We start from the raw sequence: 19,536 nt of genomic DNA, 5'->3' as shown, positions 1-19,536 counted from the left end.
TGGTTAGCGCTTATCTGCACCGTCTTTTTTGCTTTCCAGTTCATCCGGCCAGTCAGCGAAAAAGACTTTGAGGTAGCGACTACGCAATAAATACAGTATGACCCACGCAACCATGACTCCCTGTAGGGCTAAATGGAGGGAGAACTGATAATACTGCTGAGCGGCTTGAAGCATGATCCAAGTAAAATCCAATATCGCGCACACTAATAACGGCCAACGCATAAACCGCCATAGGGGTTTGAGTTTCAGGCTCGAGCTAGGTCGGCGCAATGAGTAAAGCACCGCAGGGACTAAGGCAATGGCACCAATCCCTAAGGCAATAAAGAAGTCACGTTTTTGTTGGTATACCAAGGCGACTAAATCAAGCTCGGGGCGTCGCGAAATCGCTGCAAACGCCCAAATTAGATAAGCCCGAAGCAGCACCAGTAGGGACAAAGTAAAGCCTATAGGGGTGCGATAAGCACCGTGTTTATCCCAGTACTCGGGGCCATAGCGATTCACAGCTGCGACTTCCTATCGGCTAACAAACCCACCAATATAAACGCCACCAGTACCGTCAGTGGCAGATAAGTGCTGCCAAAGAGCATCAATAATTTAGCGATCAGAGGACTTACCCACAGCGTAAGCGCTCCCAAGCCGAATGCACTCACCAGCACAAACACTAAGGTGCGCAGCATAAAGTGCTTCGCAGCAACTACTTTTTTCACCGCCTTGATCACATCAGCGGCATACAGGCCGATAATGCACACTACAAACACCAAGGCAATATCACCAAGATAAGGCGATAGCCATTGTCCCAGTTGATAAAGGCCTGATTTCAGCCAGTTACTGAAGTCACTCATATTAACCGCCATGCTCGCTTAGCAATTCAAGCAGCGCCTCTTCTGAGAGCACATCCACTCCCAATTCTTGCGCTTTGGTTAGCTTCGAGCCCGCTTTTTCCCCTGCCACTAAGGCATGAGTTTTAGCCGATACGCTGCCCGCAACCTTCGCCCCTAATGCTTGTAATCTCGCTTTGGCGTCATTGCGACTTAGCTGGCTTAAGGTACCTGTGATCACATAGGTTAGACCATTGAGTGGTTGCTCGTTATCGGCTTTCACTTCAATGGCCGGCCAGTGCAGCCCCTGCTTTAGTAATTCCTCAACCACTTGCTGGTTTAGCGTCTCACTAAAGAAACTCACTATGTGTTTAGCCACCACTTCACCAACATCACTAACCTCTTGTAAGCTTTCGACGTCGGCCTGCATTAACGCATCAAGGGTGCGATAGTGCATGGCCAAGTTTTGTGCGGTGGCCTCTCCCACTTCACGGATCCCCAGCGCGTAAATAAACTTAGCCAAGGTTGTTTCTTTCGCCGCTTCAAGGGCACTGACTAGGTTGGCTGCAGATTTGGACCCCATACGCTCAAGGCTCTCAAAATGACCCTGACGCAGTTGAAAAAGCTCTGCTGGCGTGTGGATTAATTCGCGCTCCACCAACTGCTCAACAATTTTATCGCCGAGGCCATCGATATCCATGGCTTTGCGTGAGGCAAAGTGTTTAATGGCCTCTTTACGCTGCGCAGCACATACCAAACCACCGCTGCAGCGCGCCACCGCTTCGCCCTCTATACGCTCAACGTGGGAATCACAGACTGGGCACTGCTGCGGAAAGACAATCTCCTTGGCATCTGCGGGGCGGCGCTCAAGCACCACTTGAGTTATTTGAGGGATCACATCACCAGCTCGGCGCACCACCACGGTATCACCAACTTTTACGCCTAAGCGGGCTATTTCATCACCATTGTGCAGTGTGGCGTTGGATACTGTCACCCCCCCTACGTACACCGGGTGCAAGCGGGCTACGGGGGTAATTGCCCCAGTCCGACCCACTTGGAATTCCACATCCAGTAACTGGGTGATCTCTTCTTGCGCCGGAAATTTATAGGCAATAGCCCAGCGCGGCGCTCGGGCGACAAAGCCTAAACGTTGCTGATGAGCCTTACTATTCACTTTAATTACCACCCCATCAATTTCATATTTAAGCTCGCCTCGGCGGGTTAAAATGTCTTGATAGTAAGCAATCGCTTGCTCTGTGCCGTTGACAAGCTTGGTCTCCGGGCACAGCGGCAATCCCCAGTCTTTTAATTGGTGCAGCTGCTCATAGTGGCCGTCGGCCAAATCGGCCCCGGTAATTTGCCCCATCGAGTAGGCATAAAACATCAATGGCCGCTTAGCGGTAATTTTAGAGTCTAACTGACGCAGGCTTCCCGCTGCGGCATTGCGTGGATTGGCAAACACTTTGCCCTCGTTTTTTGTCGCCTCTTCGTTAAGGCGCGCAAAACCCGCTAAATCCATGAACACTTCGCCGCGCACTTCTAACTCTTGTGGGTAATCACCCCGCAGCTTTAGAGGAATATTACGAATGGTTTTAACGTTCTCGGTAATATTTTCACCAACTTGACCGTCGCCGCGCGTTGCCGCTTGCACTAATACGCCGTCGCGGTACAAAATCGACACCGCTAAACCGTCTAGCTTGGGCTCACAGCAAAACGCCAGTGCTTGCGTGTCTGCCAAGCGGTCTTGAATACGTTTATTAAAGGCGTTGAATTCGCTCTCATCAAAGGCATTATCCAAGGATAACATCGGCACTTGGTGGGTGACTTGAGCAAACTTGCTCAGTGCTGTGCCGCCGACCTTTTGGCTGGGAGAATCAGGGCTAAGCAAATGTGGGTGTTCCTTTTCGAGCGCCTGTAACTCGCGCAGCAAACGATCATATTCGGCATCGGGAATGTTGGGGTTATCCAATACGTAGTAGTTGTAATTGTGCTCTTCTATCTCAAGGCGCAATTGTGCAATGCGTTGCTCTGGCGTGCTACTCATAAGTTCCTCATAAAAAAGCCACCGCATCAAGTGGGTGGCTGCTACTACTTACAGAATGTGATATTAAGCGTATTCACGTACTTTTTCGACGTATTCACGCACGGTGCTGACGCTCAGTGGCTGGCGGTTATGATCTAATAACTCAGCGCCAAACTCATCTGCCACTTTCTTTGCCGCGCTGTGCAACATATTAAAGGTGGCCATGGCTTCACCATCGTTAGGCAAAGTCATAAATAAGCTCACGCCTGCAGTGCTGAACTGCTCCATATTGTCGACGTCAAACGTGCCTGGGTTGTACATGTTAACCATACGGAACAACACCGGGCCCTGACCGCTGGCTTGCTCGTGACGGTGGAAAAAGCCATCGTCGGAATACTTAAACCCTAAGGTCAGCACTAAGGGTAATAACTTAGCCCCTTGCATTTGCAGCCCTTCAGGCATATGCACGTGAATGATCACAAAATCTTCTGCTGGCTGCTCGCTGTCACTATTCGCTTCAGTTTCTTCACGCGCCGTTGCGGGCTCGTCATCAATGTTAATTTCGCCAATGCTTGGTTCATCGTCGATAGCACCAAAGCTGGGCTCGTCATGCTGCACTGATGCTGGCTCAGGTTCAGAACGACTCACCGTGTCTTGCGTGTTGTGCGGTTCATGGGGCTCTGCCTTTGGCTGTGGTTTAGCTTTAGCTGGTTTGTTCTCGACTGCTTGAGAGCGTTTGCGTACTGACCACAAGCCATGAACTAGCAAACCACCAATGACCACTGCACTGATTAAAATTAATACCCATCTGAGATTTTCGGCCATCCCCTCACCTTTATTCTGTGTTTGTTTAACTTAACTGGCTTGAGCCATTTCCACTGCTTGCTCAATATCCACCGCAACCATACGCGACACACCAGGCTCAGCCATGGTCACGCCGGTTAAACGCCCTGCCATCTCCATGGCTATTTTGTTATGACTTATATAAATAAACTGCACTGTTTGCGACATTTCCTCGACCAAACGACAAAAACGACCGACATTGGCATCATCCAGAGGTGCATCCACCTCATCAAGCATACAAAACGGGGCTGGATTGAGCCTGAATATTGAAAACACCAATGATAATGCGGTCAGCGCTTTTTCTCCACCACTTAGCAAATGGATCGTTGAATTTTTCTTGCCTGGCGGACGAGCCATAATAGCGACCCCGCTTTCCAGCAAATCATCGCTGGTTAATTCCAAATAGGCTGAGCCGCCGCCAAAGACCTTGGGGAACAACTCTTTGAGATCGTCATTGATCTGATCAAAGGTACTTTTAAATTGCGCTTTGGTCTGGCGGTCAATTTTAGCAATCGCCGACTCTAAAATCTCCAAGGCATCGGTTAAATCTTGTAGCTGCTCATCAAGGTAAGCTTTGCGCTGCTTGGCACTGGCAAACTCATCAATCGCCGCCAGGTTAACAGCGCCAAGCGTGTCTAACTGCTTATCAATTTGCGTGAGTTGCGCTTGCCAGCGACCCACTGCGGCATCGTCATCAAGGCTTTCGAGTACCTCTTTGAGCGTGACTTTGAGCTCTTCTAATGGTGCTAGCGCCTGCTGCGCTTTCAGTGTCAGGGTTTGATCCGCTAATAGCGCCTGCTGAATCTGCTCTTGCAATTGCTCACGCTGCTGCTCACCTTGGGCTAAGCGTGACTTATTTTGCTCATAGTTTTGCTGTACTGAATCAAGCTGATGGCGCAAATCAACCTGCTGCTCGCTCAGGCGCTCTTTTTCCTGCAACAAGGTTTCAATTTGCTCGGCCATTTGCTCAAGCGGCTGCTCCAGCGCTTGCTGCTGCTCCTGAGCCTGCTCCACCGTTAACGCCAAGCGGCTTAACTCATTGTCGATGTGTGCCAGCTTATTCTCACTGAGGGACAACTCACTTTGCTGACGCTCTGCGCTAAGACGCATATCTGCGACTCGAGCTTGATGCTCCCGCAACTGCTGCTCGCATTGGCGCAGGTGCTGTTGACCCTGCTCGTACTGACCCTGCAATTGCTCATTGTGCTGCTGCGCTTGTTCCAACAGTTCCTGTGCCTGCTGGAACTGCTCATCAGTAAGTGCATACTTATCTTGAAGCTCACGGTCTCGGGTCATCAACGCTTGTTGTTTTTCACTGAGGCGTTGTTGTTGCTGTTGCCATTGTTGTTGCTGCTCGCGCAATAATTCTAAACGGGTTTGCATGCTGGCATGGCTACGTGAAAGCTCATGCACTTGCTTCTTACTATTGTCCAGTTGCTGCGTATACTGCCCTCGCTCCTCATGCAGCTGTTGTAGATATTGCTCACTTTGTTGTTGCTGTCGCTGTGCACTCTCAAGCTGGCTATCAAGTTGCGCCAGTTGCTGACGCTTAGCTAAGATGCCTTGTTGTGCTTGCTCATTTTCGAGTGCCCAATGACGACCATGCAATGTACCTTGGCTGTCAACCACCGCAAACCAATAGTCATCTGCCAACAGCGTAACATCACCATTTTCGACATAAGCGATACGGTCAAGCAGGTCCGGGTACTCGCCTTGCTGGATAAACGCACTGACGGCCTCGGCTTTAACCTGGTGCTCGGTGGGCTGTAGCCAACTCCCCTGGCGCTGCTCAGTTAACTGCAAATGCTGTAACTGCATCAGTGCCGCCTCAATTATCGCTTCATAACCGCTTTGCACCTCGAGCTGAAACAGTAAACTTTGTTGCTCTTGGTGCTGTGCGAGCAACTCCGCCATCGCTTGTTGTTTGGCACTCAGTTGACGCGCTTGATCTTGGTGTTGTTGATATTCGTTTTTGCCCTGTTGATAGGCCTGTTGCGCCGCAGTTAATTGCTTTTCGACACGCTGCTGCTCACTTTTGGCACTGGCTAACTGGGTGGTCAAGGTTTTGACCTCAGCTTCACTATCTTGCAGCTGTTGATTAATAGGTTGCTCGTGGTGCGCCTTGAGTTGCTCTTGCACTTCTTGCAGTTGCTCAGTGTTACTTCGTTGCTCCGCGCTCAGTGCGTGCAACTCATGCTGGCTTTGTTGGACTTGCTGCTGGTTTTGGTACAGCTGCTCACGCTGTTGATGTTGCTGGTTTTGCAGTTGCTCAAATTGTTCTTGCGCGACAAGGTGCTGCTCAGTTAACTGCTCTGCTTGTGCTTGCAGTAATTCCAACTGTTCACGCACCTGCGCTAACTCTTGCTGTTTTTGCGCCACCGCGTCGTTTTGCTGGCGCTTATCAACCACCAGCGCTTGGTGCTTTTCATCACTTTGCTGCAATGTTGCATGCAACTGCTGCAGCTGCTGTTTGCTATGAATATGTTGCTGCTCGACTCGCGCCAACTGATTATCGGTTTGGAACTGCTGTTGCTGTGCAGCGGCTAAAGCGTGCTGGGTATCATCAACTTGCTGTTGATAGGCGCTGAGTACATCTTGCTCACCACTGTGTGCTTCTTTAATAAAGGTGAGCTGCTCTTTTAACTGCGCGAGTTGTTGCGATTTTTCCAGTTGCTGGGCATGCAGTTTTTGCCATTTCAACACCGCCAGTTCACTTTTTAGCTGTCGTTGCCGGGCTTTGAGTTCACGGTATTGCTGGGCTTGCTGCGCCTGAGTATCAAGTTTATCGAGTTGAGCTTGCAGTTCACTACGCACATCAAGCAAGCGCTCAAGGTTTTCGCGGGTGCTGCGAATGCGGGTCTGTGTCTCTCTGCGGCGCTCTTTGTATTTCGACACGCCAGCGGCTTCTTCGATAAACACCCGCAGCTCATGAGGTTTACTTTCGATAAGCCGAGAAATCATCCCTTGCTCGATAATGGCGTAACTGCGTGGGCCCAAGCCGGTGCCAAGGAAAATATCGGTAATATCTCGCTTGCGACATTTACTGCCATTGAGGTAATACAGGGATTGACCATCGCGGGTAACAACACGCTTAATGGCTACTTGGTTACGTGATGCCATAGTGCCGGGCAAACGCCCTTGGGTGTTATCAAAAATGAGTTCAACGGCGGCTTGGGAGACCGGCTTTCGGGTGGCTGCACCATTAAAAATAACGTCGCTCATCGCGTCGCCACGTAAATTCTTTGCCGAGCTTTCTCCTAACACCCAACGCACGGCATCAATCACATTCGATTTGCCACAGCCGTTAGGACCGACGACACAGGTCATGGCGTCGGGAAAAGGTATTTTTGTTGCCTCGACGAAGGACTTAAACCCCGCCAGCTTAATGCTGCTTAAGCGCATTGATGCCCCAGTTATTATGATTTTATGTTTGGTGGCTGCGGCCTAACCGCTACAACGCTTTATATTATCTAAAATTATGCCACTGGCAATAGCCACATTCAGCGACTCTGCCCCGCCGTACCCGTTAATGGTAATGCGTTCTGTGATAGCTTGACCCACCGCCTCACTGATACCATGAGACTCACTGCCCATAACGAGCACCCCTTGCTGAGCAAATTCGACATGGTGCACGTTAGTGCCACCTAGAAATGCACCGTAAACAGGTTTATCAAGCTGTTGCAGGTACTCAGGTAAATCAACTGTGGCGCACGACACACGCGTAAATGAACCCATAGTGGCACTGATCACCTTAGGGTTGTATGGGTCGGCACAATTCGGTGAAAGTAAAATCTGCGAAAAGCCATACCAATCCGCTAAACGGATCAGGGTGCCTAAGTTGCCAGGGTCGCTAACACCATCAAGGGCCAATTGCCAAGGTGTTTCCTGAATAGTGACATCGCGCATAGGTGCAACAGCAATAACCTCGTTATTGGTCACCAGCGTACTGACTTTCGAGAGACTCCCCTCATCGCTTTGGTGAATATGGCGGGCATCGAGACGAGAGCCCAGCAGTTGGTGATGCTGCGCTAAAAAACTTTCGCTGGCAAAGACACTGTCAATATCATGGTCGCTTTGCAATAGCTCAAGGACGTTTTTCGCCCCTTGTACTAAAAACATATGATGTTGACGGCGATATTTCTTTTGCCCTAACTGGCGCAAATATTTTTGTTGGTTTTTGGACAGCATACAGTGCCTTCGTCATTCCCCTAGACAATAGTCGCGATTATACACATGCGCGAGCATAAAGCGGAGCCCTGATCAAAGGTTGCATTGCACAGGTTGCAATATTTTAAGCTTAACGCTAAATTAACGCTCTTAAATTTACTTAGGACTTATGGACGTTTAAATGGACTTAGATACTACCCCCACCCCATCCGCGCGCTCGCAAGAGTTTGAAGCCTACTCTCGGCGCGTAGAATTTTCCGGCTCCGGGAAAGAGTTTTTCTCAATTTGGATCGTTAACATCGTGCTCACGTTGTTGACGCTAGGCATATACTCCGCTTGGGCCAAAGTGCGCACTTATCGCTATTTTTATGGTCACACCCAGCTTGATGGTCACCGTTTTGATTACCTTGCATCGCCTATACAAATTTTAAAAGGCCGCATTCTCGCCTTTATTTTATTTGTTATTTATATGTTTTGTACTCAATTTGTGCCTATTCTCGGTGTTTTAGCGGTGTTCGGATTGCTATTTTTAATGCCGTGGATGGTCAATCAAGGCATGCGTTTTAATATGCGCATGAGTCGCTATCGCAATGTACGCTTTGCGTTTAACGGTAACTATGGCGATGCATTTTTGAATTTTATCGTGTTGCCTATCGTAAGTGTATTCACGCTTTATTTGTTGCTGCCTTACGTACTCAAGCGCATTGATAAATACCTACATAGCGAAATTAGCTATGCCGATAAACCCATCACTGTGAACACCAAAGGCGGTGAGTATTACTTGGCTGTAATTTTGGCCTATGTTGCCTGTGCCATTGTCGGTGTAATAGTCATGACTATCGCTGGCGTATTTGGTTTGAGTTTACAAACCATGATGCTGGACCCTGAAGGGTTTGAACAATCGCTCACCGCCATTAGCGCAGTGGCATTAATCATCTTATTCGTTGTTGGCTATACCGCTATTTTTGCCGTTTACATGGGTGTGTATCAAACTCATGTTCGTAACCACTTGCTCAATAGCAGTGAGATCGAAGGTATCGCCAGTTTTAAATCCGACTTACGCATAGTGGATTACACCTTACTGACTCTCACCAATGCCCTTGCCGTGTTATGTACTCTCGGTTTAGCCATCCCGTGGGCAAAAGTGCGCACTGCAAAAATGCTATGCCGAGCCACTGAGATCACCTTCTTATGCGATCCACAAACACTGACTGACGCGCAAGGTGAGCAAAACTCATCATTTGCTGAAGAAGCAGCTGATTTCTTTGATGTTGACCTTTCATTAGGATAAGCCATGCAAGTAACGGGCGTTTATTACTTGCATAAGCAAAGCCAAAGTGTGCACGCCACGCTTTGGCTTTGTGATGCTGGTGTGCAACTGCTCAGTGATGATGAGCTCATCGCGCAGTTTGATGATTATCAGCAAGGGCAACAAATAACAGGCCTACCGGTGGAATTGACCTTTGCCGATGGCAGTCGCTTTGTGCCTCACGACGCTCAGCATCGCTGGCCGAGTGAGTCGCGCTGGGACAAAGCATTGGAAGCTATTGAGCGCCATAAGTTGGCCCTTTGCGTCTGTGTTTTGGCCGCTGCCTTACTGTGCTGGGCCTTATTTTTCAAAATTATTCCCAGCACCGCTGCAACGGTGGCTCGCGCCCTGCCTGAACCCATTGTCCATGCTGCCTCTGAACAAAGTTTCGAAGCGGTTAAATACCTTTACCTTGAACCCAGCGAACTGAGTGACGCGCGTAAACAGCATATTCGCACTCTGTGGCATAATCATATAAAGAAAATAGAGAATCCACCTTCGCATTTACAATTGCACTTTTTTAGCGCACCGAAAATCGGAGCCAATGCCTTTGCTCTGCCCGACGGGCAAGTCGTGCTAACTGATGAGTTGGCCGATGCATTAAAAGAGAACGACACCGCATTGCTGGCGGTGCTGTTGCATGAAATTGGTCATGTCGAGTATCAGCACGGTCTCACCTTAGCGGCGCAATCAGCGGGTGCCTCGGTATCGTTGGCGCTCTTATTTGGCGACTTGCAAGGGTTTGCTGAGATTATCATGGGCACCGGCTCGACGTTGCTACAACAGCAATTTTCCCGCGATATGGAGCGCCAAGCCGATGATTACGCATTACGCGAACTTAAACGCTTAGGCTATTCATCGAAAGCCTTTGCTGAGGCCATGGAAGCGCTCGCACAGGCTCATGAGTTGGACCCTCAGCAAGATTCGCAGTGGGAGTACTTATCGTCTCACCCTGCTATTTCTGAACGTATTGAACGGGCTCAACAAGCCCAAGAATAAAAGGAACCCTTATGGCGTATGATTTTGGTTCAAAAGGCTTAGGCATAACCAACCCCTTTAAAGCGGAAGGGTTAATTCGCTCCATCGGCGGCCTGTGTATCGCCCTATTAGGCCTATATAGCCTCTTTAAAGTAACCACCCTCACCGAGCACAACTTGGTCGCGGCTTGGATCTACGCTGGCTTTGGCCTTGTGCTGTTGATTATGGGGTTACAGCGCTGTGGCAGTGGCTTGTTCCAGTTGTTTAAGTTTTTTGTTGGTCGTTCTGTGCCTAGCTCCTTGGCGCTAAACCTCACTAAAAGCGAGCAAGAAAACGCAGAGTTGGAGCGCCGAAAGGGATCGTTAGCCTACAGCGCAAAAACCCTAGAGTCGATGCTGATGGGCCGCAAAAACACCACGTTTAGCGAACCCAAAGGTTGGGTTGGCCGCTTGGTGCATTCGATTATGCCAAAGCTGGTGTTTTTACCTTATCCAATGCGTAATGTCGCACAAGAAATTGTCGCAGTGCTGTTGCAGACAGTACTCGCGCTTATTGCCTTCGCATTGACGTATTTTGTGTCTTCTTCTGGGCTTGCCGGGAAAGCGGGCCATATCATTATTCCTATTTTTTCAGCGCTTATTTTAGTCTACCTACTGCTATGTTGGCGCAGTGCAGCCAAGGCCGTCAGTCTTAAACGCGTTAAACAGCTCAAAGATGTGGGCGCCGCATCATTGGCGAAAGTCATCGCCTTTTCGGTGATTTTCCCCGTGGTCATCGGTCTTATTTATCATCATGTATTTGCTCCCTCAGCCCATGAGTTGCAGCGATGGCAAAGTGTGACCGAGCAAGTCGTTAGCTTTTCTGCCTGGCCTAGCCTTATCACCTTATTGGCACTGGGTGCCATAGCCAGTATCGCGCTGTTTTACTTGTTGACGACGAGAGCGCAGCAAAGCAACGCGCAAACGGAAGTAAGTGAGTACCGCGCCAATTTACAAGAGTCGGTGCACCCAAATGAAATTTTTATCAACATTGAAAATATCGTGCTGGCCAATCGACGCTATCGAGAGATCCCCAACCGCACCTACATTGACTTTGATCCCACGCTGAATGAGCAGTCGCAGGGCAAAGGCGATTTTCGTGGTGAGCTGTTAATCGAAACTCAGCCTGAGTTCACGCCAACTCCAGCGCCGCAAGGGTTCAAAGCGACGCGCTTATTTAGCACCATCGCGGCGCAACTTTGCGTGGTCATCGGCGCCTGCTTGTTGTTTGCTTTGGCCGCAAAAGTTCAGGGCTTGTACGACTTTCTAGCCCAGTCATGGGACAACGTAGACAGCTTTGTGCGCAGTGCCGAACGAGGCGACGGTGCTGCAATGCAGCAGTGGCTTGGGCAGTTATCAGCATTGGTCGTGACGTTACTCAGTGGCTTTTTCTTCTGGCAAATATTCAGCACCATCGGACGTATGCTGGAGAACTTTAGCCATGTATTTTGGGCCGAGTTGCGCTTTAGTTCGCTGCTGCTGTATATGAAAACGGAAGGCACCTTTACCGAGTCTAAGATCTCAACCGGTATGTCCATTCACGATTCCACTCGCAGTGAAAATGTCATTGTTAAATCATCAATCACGCCATGGATTGTTAGCTCGCGTATCCACACTAGCACCTTTGCCAGTAGTGGCAGCGACAATGTGGAAATGCCGCGTTATGTGATGACCATGGAGAAAAACGAGCAAGAGCTCAATACCATCGTTGATGAAATAGATGGCTTCTTAAAAGGCCGTGAGACCATCGCTGGTTTTTCCAATACAGCCGACCTCCAGCACGCAGAAAATATACTCAAGGTGAACCAAGCCTCGCGCGCCGAAGATGGCACGCCTAAGCTGAGCGATGATAAAGCGGGCGGCTTTCGTGAACGCCAAGACACCCAGCAACTAGAAGAAAATAAATAATGGCCATGGCCCAACTCAAGTTGGGCCTTTTTGCAACAAAGCATGAATAGAGTCTGTTATTTGTTTACGCCTTAGTTATACTGCGGAACCATCGAGATCCAAATAGTAGAGGTATGCCATGCAGTTAGGTCGTGGTTTTGAATACTTTTTTAGTGGCTTTACGCTGATCACCCAAAAAGGCCTTAAGCGCTTCGTTCTTATCCCGCTGTTGATCAACTTAGTGATTTTCGGCACGTCTTTATTCTTTATCTATGGCTGGCTCACCGATGCGTTTGCCTGGCTCAATGCACAGTTACCGGAATGGCTGACTTGGCTGGAATTTATTTTATGGCCATTGGCTATATTGGTGCTGCTGTTTAGCTACTCTATGGTGTTCACGGTGATCACTAACTTTATTGCCGCGCCGTTCAACGGCATTCTCTCGGAAAAAGTGGAGATGCACTTAACCGGGCAGCGCATTAACGATGATGGCTTGCTCGATACCATGCGCGATGTGCCACGTATGCTTGGGCGAGAGTGGACTAAGCTATGCTACTACTTACCTCGCGCCCTTGGCTTTTTCATCCTCATGTGGTTTTTACCGGTGATCGGACAGATCATTTGGGCCCTGTTCACCTGTTGGATGTTTGCGGTGCAATATAAAGACTATGCGTTTGATAATCACAAGGTCAGCTTCAAGGATATGAAACGCGACCTTAAAGCCCACCAAGGCTTGTCTTACGGCTTTGGTGCCGGAGTGATGATATGTGCTGCAGTGCCTATTTTGAATATGATCATCATGCCTGTGGCGGTCTGTGGTGCCACGAAATTATGGGTAGAAAATTATCGCAGCCAGTATCGTAACTTGTGATAAAGCCGAACTTCACTGCTGTATTTGTTGTTGCGGCAATAGCCTTTGCCGCATTCTTGGGCTGGATTATTTATTTGGCCAATAGCGGCCAAAACAGCCTTTTCTTCCAATGGGTCGCAGCGATACCTTACGGCGACAAACTTGGCCACTTTGTGCTTTTTGCGACTTTTACACTGTTAGCTACGCTTGCGCTCGGCGCGAGAGTAGTGCCGCTTTACGGTAAAGTGAAGGTGTATTGGGGCGCTCTTTTGGTGTTTGCATTTGCGCTGATTGAAGAGATAAGCCAAGCGTTTATTGCCACGCGTACATTTGATTTAGTCGATTTAAGCGCCGATTTACTCGGTATTATTGCCGCTAGTATGGTGCTGGCATGGGTATTGAAGCGACAAGCACAACCAACCGAGAGATAAAGATTAAAGCCGGGTTATTGCCCGGCTTTTGTTGACTAGCTATAGACGTTTTGCGGTACGCGCAGCACCTGTACATGCACCGTCACCTCTTCGCGGTCATGGTATAAGTGCTTAGCCTGTAAGTTAAACTTCACTCCATACTCGCGCAACTCTTGATCAATGCGCTGCATATTTTCATATACACAGTCAAAGCGTTTCTTCATTGGCAGTTTCAAGTTAAAGATGAGCTCTTTGGCGAAGCCATTCACCGCCCAATCAATCATAAGCTCGGTAACACGGCTGGGTTTTTCTACCATGTCACATACTAACCAATCGATGTTGCGACGCTCTGGGCGGAACTTAAAGCCATCCTCGCGGTAATGCTTCACTTGCCCGCTTTCCATTAACGCTTGGTCCATAGGACCATTATCAATGGCTTGCACGAACATCCCCCGGCGTACTAGCTGATAAGTCCAGCCGCCAGGACAGGCGCCTAAATCGACCGCTTTCATTCCGGAGCGCACCCTGTCTTCTTGTTCGTCTTCTGGAACGAACACCATAAAGGCCTCGTCTAGTTTCAACGTTGAACGGCTCGGTGCATCTTTCGGATAACGTAAACGGGGGATCCCCATATACAGTGCTGAATTATTAAAACTAAACGAATAGCCCACATAAGCTGTGTCACTGGCGATAAACAACACATGTAATATCGGTCGGTTTTTCACTTGCTGGCGCAGTAAGGTTTCTTGTTTCTCTAACCCTTTCGCCAGTGGCGTGCTAATTTTCTTACAAAACTTAGAAAGCTCTTTGCCGTCGTTGGTGTCACAGGTTTCCACGCGCAGTTCGCCACATAATGGAAACTCTTTGGCCGCTTCACATAAGCTGGTAACACGGTCATCGATAGGCATACGCGCTATTTGCTTGCCGACAAACCATTGCCGAGCAAACACCATATCTTTAAATGGAATTTTCTTAAGCAGGTATTCCGCTTCATCATGGCTGTAGCAGTGATACACCACCAATGCCGAGTTTGGCTTGGCTTTTACATAGCCGCCGACGCCATGTTGACTGGCATGGTGGGTGATTTCTGCGGCGGCATCATTTTCGAAACCAGCGCGACAATAAATAACAATACAGGACATGGTGGTGACTTATTTCATTTGTAACAGTTTAATGATCATGGCGGCCCAAGCGATAATAAAGCACAGGCCCCCGATCGGAGTAATCGGCCCAAACCACTTGATACTTGTTAGGGCTAAGGCATACAAGCTGCCACTAAAGAGCACAATGCCGGCGATCATAAAGTAGCCGCTAATGGTAAGGTTGACACCAAACTTGGCCAATATGCCAAGCAGAATCAACCCTAGGGCATGATACATTTGGTATTCAACACCGGTTTGGAAAACGCCAATCGCGTACTCCGATAAGCGACTTTTTAAGCCATGGGCAGCAAAGGCGCCAAGTATAACACTGAGCCCCGCGAAAAGCGCTCCACTAATAAGAAATAACTGACTCATAAATGCTCCTTGATAAAGCTCACGGCGAGCTCCGCTGCCTTTTGCCATTGCTGTTGTTGGGTAAAGCCACTTTTTTTGCGCGGCACCAAAGAATGATCGCCATCTTCTAACCAATGGAGCTGAGCGGGACGCGTATCGACAAGCTCGAGCAACTCTGATTGCTTGCCAAAAGTGTCGCGCTCTCCTTGCAGCACACAAAAAGGTACTTTGATATCGGCAAAATGAGCGACGCGCAGTTTGTCTTTTTTTCCTGGCGGGTGAAACGGATACCCGAAGGCAATCACGCCTTGGACATCACTTGGGTGCTCAGCAACCAACATACTGGCCATGCGCCCGCCCATGGATTTGCCGCCAATAAACAGCGGCAAGCCTGAGCGACTCTGCTCAAGGTGTTCGTTAAAGCTGGCTAACAGCTTATCGGCTTTTTCCGGTGGTCGGCGTTTGTTCTCTTGCTTAGCACGCTGCATGTATGGAAAATCGAATAACCCCACGCTCACACCCAAAGCGGCCATGTTCGCTGCCATTTGCTGCATAAAGTTACTGTCACTGCCTGCCCCTGCACCGTGGGCAAAAATAAACTGGGCAATCGGTGATTGCGCTTCAATCCACTGCATTAAAGCTGCTCCTGTTCTTTTTCAACTAACCCTAGCATCCACTCTTTAAATGAGACGATTTTACCGAGCTCCGATTGCGACTCGCGAAAGACTAGGTAGTAAGCGTTTTTACTTTCTAAGGTATGATTAAACGGCACAATTAATCGCCCCGCGTCAATTTCTGGTTTCGCCAGCACCAAGTTGCCAAGCGCCACACCTTGACCGTGGGCAGCAGCCTGCATCGCCATCGACGAGTGCGAGAATATCGGCCCTTGGTTAACTTGCACATTGCGTACTCCAGCGGTTTTCATCCATAACTTCCATGGTCGGCGCGTGGTATCGTGCAACAGTGTGTGGTACTGCAAATCTTGTGGCTCGTTCAGCGGCTTAGGGCCGTTCAATAGCATAGGGCTACACAAAGGCACCAAGTATTCGGTGTGCAACTTATGAGTTTCCACGCCACTCCAATGACCGCGACCATAATAGATAGCAATATCAACATCATCTTGAAGTGAATTGTCGTCCTGGTCTTGCGCTTTAATACGCACATCGATCTCTGGGTGTAACTCGTTAAACAAACTTAACCGAGGCACCAACCACTGAATCGCAAAGCTTGGAGTCAGGCTCACCGTTAACGACCCTTTGGCTCCACGCGCTAACAGTTTTTCTGTAGCATCCACTAATTGTGCAAAAATCTCTTTAATATCGAGAAAGTACCCTTGCCCCTCTTCAGTTAATAGCAAGGAGCGATTTTTTCGCAAAAATAATTTCAACCCTAAATGCTCTTCTAGGGTTTTGATCTGGTGGCTTACGGCTGCTTGAGTTACATACAGCTCTTCTGCTGCTTTGGTAAAGCTTAAGTGCCTTGCCGCTGCTTCAAAAGCCTTTAGAGAATTTAGAGGGGGGAGTCGCCGAGCCATAACTAACGATTAGTTTTTTTTATGTGGGTAAAGTATAACATTAGATTAGGTGCAGACAATAAACTTGATAAAAGACAGATTAAGAACACGGCCCAAAATCACTGCTCGGTAAAGCAACAGAACGTCTCCCTCTAGACTAATAAGTAAAAACGTCATAATCTGCTTTTATGAAGTTTCTATATTTGCTACTAAGTGTTGCTTTTCCAGCTTTTGCCAATGACTACGATGTGACTTGGTTACGCATTAATGCGCCACCATTTTCCATGCCCGCCAACAGCTCTGATTCAGGCATTTGCGATGATATCGTTGATGAGATTATCGCCCGGACTCCGGATTTAAAACATGACTCCATTCATTTACCGCAAATGCGCTTAAAGAGTTATTTTGAACAAGGCAAAAATGTATGTGTGCCCTGCCTAATCAAACGCGACAATCATCCTTTAGTGACATTCTCTACGCGCACCAGCGTTTATCCGCCAATGGGTATCGTCACCACAGCGCAGAAACAGCGCTCTATAACCGAAAAACATGGCAGCCCCGTGCGCCTTTACTCGCTCTTAAACGATAAAGGTTTGCGCTATGGACAAGGTGCCGGACGGAAATACAGCCCATGGATTGAGCAAATCAAATCGCGAGTACAAAATAATCAAGCGGTGACGCTTAATTACCGTGGTGCCGATCAGGCCTCGGTGTTAGGCGATATGTTAGTCAACGAACGCATCGACTTCGGCATCGACTACCCCTTTATCGCCACTTATTACAACCGTCATCATGACGCTCAGCTTGTCACTTTACCCATAGCCAATAACCAAGAAAGTCTCGTGTTTGGTGCTATCGGCTGTGCCAAGCGCGCTGATAATGACTTTGCTACGACCTTTATCAACCGTATTAACCCTATTATCCGCGACCATATTTTACCCAGCGAGTCGTACCGACAACATCAAAGTAATTGGTTAAGTGAATACTTCAACGATTTTTCCCAAGTATATGAAAAACACTTATTAACAAAAAAGCCAGCGCAACACGCTGGCTCTGAAAAACGCAATACAAACTGAGACATTAATCTACATCGCTGGCACTGGTATCAAGCGCCGGGAAGCTCTTTACCAAATCATCAATGGCTTTCATTTGTCTCAGGTACCCTTCCAGTTTCGCCAATGGCAGTGCACATGGGCCATCACATTTAGCTTCGTTAGGATTTGGGTGAGCTTCAATGAATAGTCCAGCAATGCCAAGAGCCATACCACTGCGCGCCAATTCAGCCGCTTGAGCACGGCGACCGTCGGCACTGTCACTGCGTCCACCCGGGCGTTGTAGCGCATGAGTGGCATCAAAAATAACCGGTGCCATGGCTTTCATATCGTCCATGCCGAGCATATCAACCACTAAGTTGTTATAGCCGAAACTGGTTCCTCGCTCACACAAAGCCACTTGCTCGTTACCCGCTTCGGCAAACTTATTGATGATATGACGCATCTCATGAGGGGCTAAAAACTGTGGCTTTTTGACGTTTACAACGTTGCCGGTTTTCGCCATGGCCGTTACCAAATCCGTCTGCCGTGCTAAAAATGCCGGGAGCTGAATAACATCCACGACCTCAGCAACAGGGGCTGCCTGATAGGGTTCATGCACATCGGTAATCAATGGAATATCAAAAGTACGCTTAATCTCTTCAAAAATCTTCAGCCCTTCTTCCATACCCGGACCACGATATGAGGAAATAGACGACCGATTTGCTTTGTCAAAAGAGGCCTTAAATACATAAGGAATATTGAGTTTATTCGTGACCTCCACATAGTGCTCTGCGATACGCATCGCCAAATCGCGAGATTCGAGTACGTTCATACCACCAAACAGCACGAAGGGGTTTTTGTTTGCCAACTCAATGGCACCGATAGTTAACTTTTCAATCGTCATTGTCATTTCCTTAAGGGGCGACTGATTGCATAATCAAGCCACAAATATAAGCCATGTAAGTACCCACACCGTAACCTAACACCGCCAGTAGTACGCCCACCGGAGCCAAGGAGGGGTGAAAGGCTGATGCCACCACCGGCGCTGATGCGGCGCCACCGACATTGGCTTGCGAACCCACCGCCATGTAGAACAACGGCGCTTTGATCAGTTTCGCGACAATCAGCATCAAGCTGGCATGGGTAAGCATCCAAATAGCACCCACTACGAAATACAACGGGCTGTCTAAAATGGCGGTAATATTCATGTGTAAACCGATGGATGCAACCAAAATATAGAGGAAGCTTGAGGCCACCTTTGACGCTCCAAAAGCCTCAATATGGCGTACCCGAGTAAAAGACAAGCTAATGCCTATGGTAGTCGAAATAACGATGAGCCAGAAAAACTTACTATTTAGGCTGTATTCCTGAGCCCATGCAAATTGGTTAAAGTACGGGGCTAACAGATCACCGCAAAAATGAGCAAAACCGGTAATACCAAACGCGATGGCGATAATGGTCATGTAGTCATTCAGTGTGGGCATACGCGCATGCTCAGCATGGTAGGCTTCGACCCGCTTTTTCAAATCCTCAATGGCAGTGGTGTCGGCACCCGTTTTCGCATCTATGGCTTTGTGATTACCGGCCATTAGCAACAGTACCGCCATCCATAGATTGGCAACAATCACATCCACAGTCACCATTGCCGAGAAAATATCGCCGCCAACCTCGAACATCTCTTTCATTGATGCTTGGTTAGCTCCGCCACCAATCCAGCTTCCGGCAATTGTCGTCATTCCCCGCCATACGGCATCAGGGCCATGACCGCCAACCGCTTCAGGATAGATGGCACTCATCACTAAAATAGCTAAAGGCCCGCCAATCACAATGCCCACGGTGCCGGTTAAAAACATAATCAGCGCCTTAGGGCCGAGATTAATAATCGCTCTTAAATCTATGCTAATGGTTAATAATATCAAACATGCAGGTAGCAAAAACCGCGAAGCAACGTAGTAAACATTGGAACTGTGGCCGTCAACGATGCCAAAAGTATTAAGCAACGACGGTAAAAAGTAGCACAGTAAAAGCGCGGGAACATACTTATAAAACTTTTGCCAGAAACGATGCTGGCTATGTGCCGTTTTAAATATAACGCCGAGGATCACGGCGAGCATACCCATCACCACCGCATCGTTGGTGATCAGTGCCTCATGAGGTTGAGCCATAAAAA

18 protein-coding genes are annotated in these 19,536 nt (G+C 48.6%); 6 read left to right on the top strand and 12 right to left on the bottom strand.

Annotated elements, in window-relative coordinates:
* Positions 1–3: 3 nt before the first annotated feature.
* From PRUTH_RS02800 to PRUTH_RS02775, 6 genes are all read right to left on the bottom strand, one after another.
* Positions 4–501 (bottom strand): DUF2919 domain-containing protein, encoded by a 498-nt coding sequence (locus PRUTH_RS02800; protein WP_022944711.1) that lies wholly within the window; start codon positions 499–501, stop codon positions 4–6.
* A complete protein-coding gene (locus PRUTH_RS02795; protein WP_151172472.1) occupies positions 498–842 on the bottom strand; it encodes a DUF3392 family protein in 345 nt (114 codons plus the stop codon). The genes PRUTH_RS02800 and PRUTH_RS02795 overlap by 4 nt, the downstream gene beginning before the upstream one ends.
* Before the next feature lies 1 nt (position 843).
* Complete coding sequence (gene ligA / locus PRUTH_RS02790) at positions 844–2,862, bottom strand: NAD-dependent DNA ligase LigA (protein ID WP_151172471.1); 2,019 nt, start codon at positions 2,860–2,862, stop codon at positions 844–846.
* Between the two features lie 63 nt (positions 2,863–2,925).
* Complete coding sequence (zipA, locus tag PRUTH_RS02785; RefSeq protein WP_151172470.1) at positions 2,926–3,666, bottom strand: cell division protein ZipA; 741 nt, start codon at positions 3,664–3,666, stop codon at positions 2,926–2,928.
* Positions 3,667–3,696: 30 nt separating this feature from the next.
* A complete protein-coding gene (locus PRUTH_RS02780) occupies positions 3,697–7,086 on the bottom strand; it encodes an AAA family ATPase (protein ID WP_151172469.1) in 3,390 nt (1,129 codons plus the stop codon).
* A 42-nt stretch (positions 7,087–7,128) separates the two neighbouring features.
* Positions 7,129–7,872 (bottom strand): TrmH family RNA methyltransferase, encoded by a 744-nt coding sequence (locus tag PRUTH_RS02775; RefSeq protein ID WP_151172468.1) that lies wholly within the window; start codon positions 7,870–7,872, stop codon positions 7,129–7,131.
* A 160-nt stretch (positions 7,873–8,032) separates the two neighbouring features.
* Here PRUTH_RS02775 and PRUTH_RS02770 point away from each other — a divergent pair, with 160 nt between their 5' ends.
* The 5 genes from PRUTH_RS02770 (at position 8,033) to PRUTH_RS02750 (ending at position 13,344) form a co-directional block, all read left to right on the top strand.
* Positions 8,033–9,142 (top strand): YjgN family protein, encoded by a 1,110-nt coding sequence (locus tag PRUTH_RS02770; protein ID WP_151172467.1) that lies wholly within the window; start codon positions 8,033–8,035, stop codon positions 9,140–9,142.
* Positions 9,143–9,145: 3 nt separating this feature from the next.
* On the top strand, positions 9,146–10,159 hold the full coding sequence (locus PRUTH_RS02765; RefSeq protein WP_138589160.1) for a M48 family metallopeptidase: 1,014 nt from the start codon (positions 9,146–9,148) through the stop codon (positions 10,157–10,159).
* Between the two features lie 11 nt (positions 10,160–10,170).
* Positions 10,171–12,084 (top strand): hypothetical protein, encoded by a 1,914-nt coding sequence (locus tag PRUTH_RS02760; RefSeq protein WP_151172466.1) that lies wholly within the window; start codon positions 10,171–10,173, stop codon positions 12,082–12,084.
* 118 nt (positions 12,085–12,202) lie between these two features.
* Complete coding sequence (gene cysZ / locus PRUTH_RS02755) at positions 12,203–12,934, top strand: sulfate transporter CysZ (protein ID WP_022944702.1); 732 nt, start codon at positions 12,203–12,205, stop codon at positions 12,932–12,934.
* Positions 12,931–13,344, top strand: coding sequence for a VanZ family protein (locus tag PRUTH_RS02750; protein WP_257221005.1), 414 nt, complete (start codon positions 12,931–12,933; stop codon positions 13,342–13,344). The genes cysZ and PRUTH_RS02750 overlap by 4 nt, the downstream gene beginning before the upstream one ends.
* 35 nt (positions 13,345–13,379) lie before the next feature.
* On the opposite strand, the gene rlmM is transcribed toward PRUTH_RS02750, so the two are convergent.
* From rlmM to PRUTH_RS02730, 4 genes are read right to left on the bottom strand one after another with little or no spacing between them, the layout of a single operon-like run.
* Positions 13,380–14,465, bottom strand: coding sequence for a 23S rRNA (cytidine(2498)-2'-O)-methyltransferase RlmM (rlmM, locus tag PRUTH_RS02745; protein ID WP_053911877.1), 1,086 nt, complete (start codon positions 14,463–14,465; stop codon positions 13,380–13,382).
* A 9-nt stretch (positions 14,466–14,474) separates the two neighbouring features.
* Positions 14,475–14,840, bottom strand: coding sequence for a DUF423 domain-containing protein (locus PRUTH_RS02740; RefSeq protein WP_022944699.1), 366 nt, complete (start codon positions 14,838–14,840; stop codon positions 14,475–14,477).
* Entirely contained in the window at positions 14,837–15,454 is a 618-nt protein-coding gene (locus PRUTH_RS02735; RefSeq protein ID WP_151172465.1) for an alpha/beta fold hydrolase, read from the bottom strand. Before PRUTH_RS02735 ends, PRUTH_RS02740 begins: the two co-directional genes overlap by 4 nt.
* Entirely contained in the window at positions 15,454–16,353 is a 900-nt protein-coding gene (locus PRUTH_RS02730; protein ID WP_022944697.1) for a transcriptional regulator GcvA, read from the bottom strand. Before PRUTH_RS02730 ends, PRUTH_RS02735 begins: the two co-directional genes overlap by 1 nt.
* 167 nt (positions 16,354–16,520) lie before the next feature.
* On the opposite strand from PRUTH_RS02730, the gene PRUTH_RS02725 reads away from it, so the two are divergent.
* A complete protein-coding gene (locus tag PRUTH_RS02725) occupies positions 16,521–17,408 on the top strand; it encodes a hypothetical protein (RefSeq protein ID WP_151172464.1) in 888 nt (295 codons plus the stop codon).
* Between the two features lie 4 nt (positions 17,409–17,412).
* Here PRUTH_RS02725 and kdsA read toward each other — a convergent pair whose 3' ends face one another.
* Together kdsA and PRUTH_RS02715 are read right to left on the bottom strand one after the other, a co-directional pair.
* On the bottom strand, positions 17,413–18,270 hold the full coding sequence (gene kdsA / locus PRUTH_RS02720) for a 3-deoxy-8-phosphooctulonate synthase (protein WP_151172463.1): 858 nt from the start codon (positions 18,268–18,270) through the stop codon (positions 17,413–17,415).
* 10 nt (positions 18,271–18,280) lie between these two features.
* Positions 18,281–19,531, bottom strand: a complete 1,251-nt coding sequence (locus PRUTH_RS02715; RefSeq protein WP_138547611.1) for a DUF819 family protein — start codon at positions 19,529–19,531, stop codon at positions 18,281–18,283.
* Between the last annotated feature and the right edge of the window lie 5 nt (positions 19,532–19,536).

This window comes from Pseudoalteromonas ruthenica (assembly GCF_008808095.1).
GTDB classification, from domain to species: Bacteria; Pseudomonadota; Gammaproteobacteria; order Enterobacterales; family Alteromonadaceae; genus Pseudoalteromonas; species Pseudoalteromonas ruthenica.
This window is presented reverse-complemented; position numbering and strand designations above follow the sequence as displayed.

Bases quoted from the DNA above. Each gene is read 5' to 3' on its own strand.
- PRUTH_RS02795 (WP_151172472.1), bottom strand. From the start codon at position 842: ATGAGTGACTTCAGTAACTGGCTGAAATCAGGCCTTTATCAACTGGGA.
- rlmM (WP_053911877.1), bottom strand. From the start codon at position 14,465: ATGTCCTGTATTGTTATTTATTGTCGCGCTGGTTTCGAAAATGATGCC.
- PRUTH_RS02740 (WP_022944699.1), bottom strand. From the start codon at position 14,840: ATGAGTCAGTTATTTCTTATTAGTGGAGCGCTTTTCGCGGGGCTCAGT.
- PRUTH_RS02725 (WP_151172464.1), top strand. From the start codon at position 16,521: ATGAAGTTTCTATATTTGCTACTAAGTGTTGCTTTTCCAGCTTTTGCC.
- ligA (WP_151172471.1), bottom strand. From the start codon at position 2,862: ATGAGTAGCACGCCAGAGCAACGCATTGCACAATTGCGCCTTGAGATA.
- PRUTH_RS02780 (WP_151172469.1), bottom strand. From the start codon at position 7,086: ATGCGCTTAAGCAGCATTAAGCTGGCGGGGTTTAAGTCCTTCGTCGAG.
- PRUTH_RS02770 (WP_151172467.1), top strand. From the start codon at position 8,033: ATGGACTTAGATACTACCCCCACCCCATCCGCGCGCTCGCAAGAGTTT.
- PRUTH_RS02765 (WP_138589160.1), top strand. From the start codon at position 9,146: ATGCAAGTAACGGGCGTTTATTACTTGCATAAGCAAAGCCAAAGTGTG.
- zipA (WP_151172470.1), bottom strand. From the start codon at position 3,666: ATGGCCGAAAATCTCAGATGGGTATTAATTTTAATCAGTGCAGTGGTC.
- PRUTH_RS02735 (WP_151172465.1), bottom strand. From the start codon at position 15,454: ATGCAGTGGATTGAAGCGCAATCACCGATTGCCCAGTTTATTTTTGCC.
- kdsA (WP_151172463.1), bottom strand. From the start codon at position 18,270: ATGACGATTGAAAAGTTAACTATCGGTGCCATTGAGTTGGCAAACAAA.
- cysZ (WP_022944702.1), top strand. From the start codon at position 12,203: ATGCAGTTAGGTCGTGGTTTTGAATACTTTTTTAGTGGCTTTACGCTG.
- PRUTH_RS02775 (WP_151172468.1), bottom strand. From the start codon at position 7,872: ATGCTGTCCAAAAACCAACAAAAATATTTGCGCCAGTTAGGGCAAAAG.
- PRUTH_RS02730 (WP_022944697.1), bottom strand. From the start codon at position 16,353: ATGGCTCGGCGACTCCCCCCTCTAAATTCTCTAAAGGCTTTTGAAGCA.
- PRUTH_RS02715 (WP_138547611.1), bottom strand. From the start codon at position 19,531: ATGGCTCAACCTCATGAGGCACTGATCACCAACGATGCGGTGGTGATG.
- PRUTH_RS02760 (WP_151172466.1), top strand. From the start codon at position 10,171: ATGGCGTATGATTTTGGTTCAAAAGGCTTAGGCATAACCAACCCCTTT.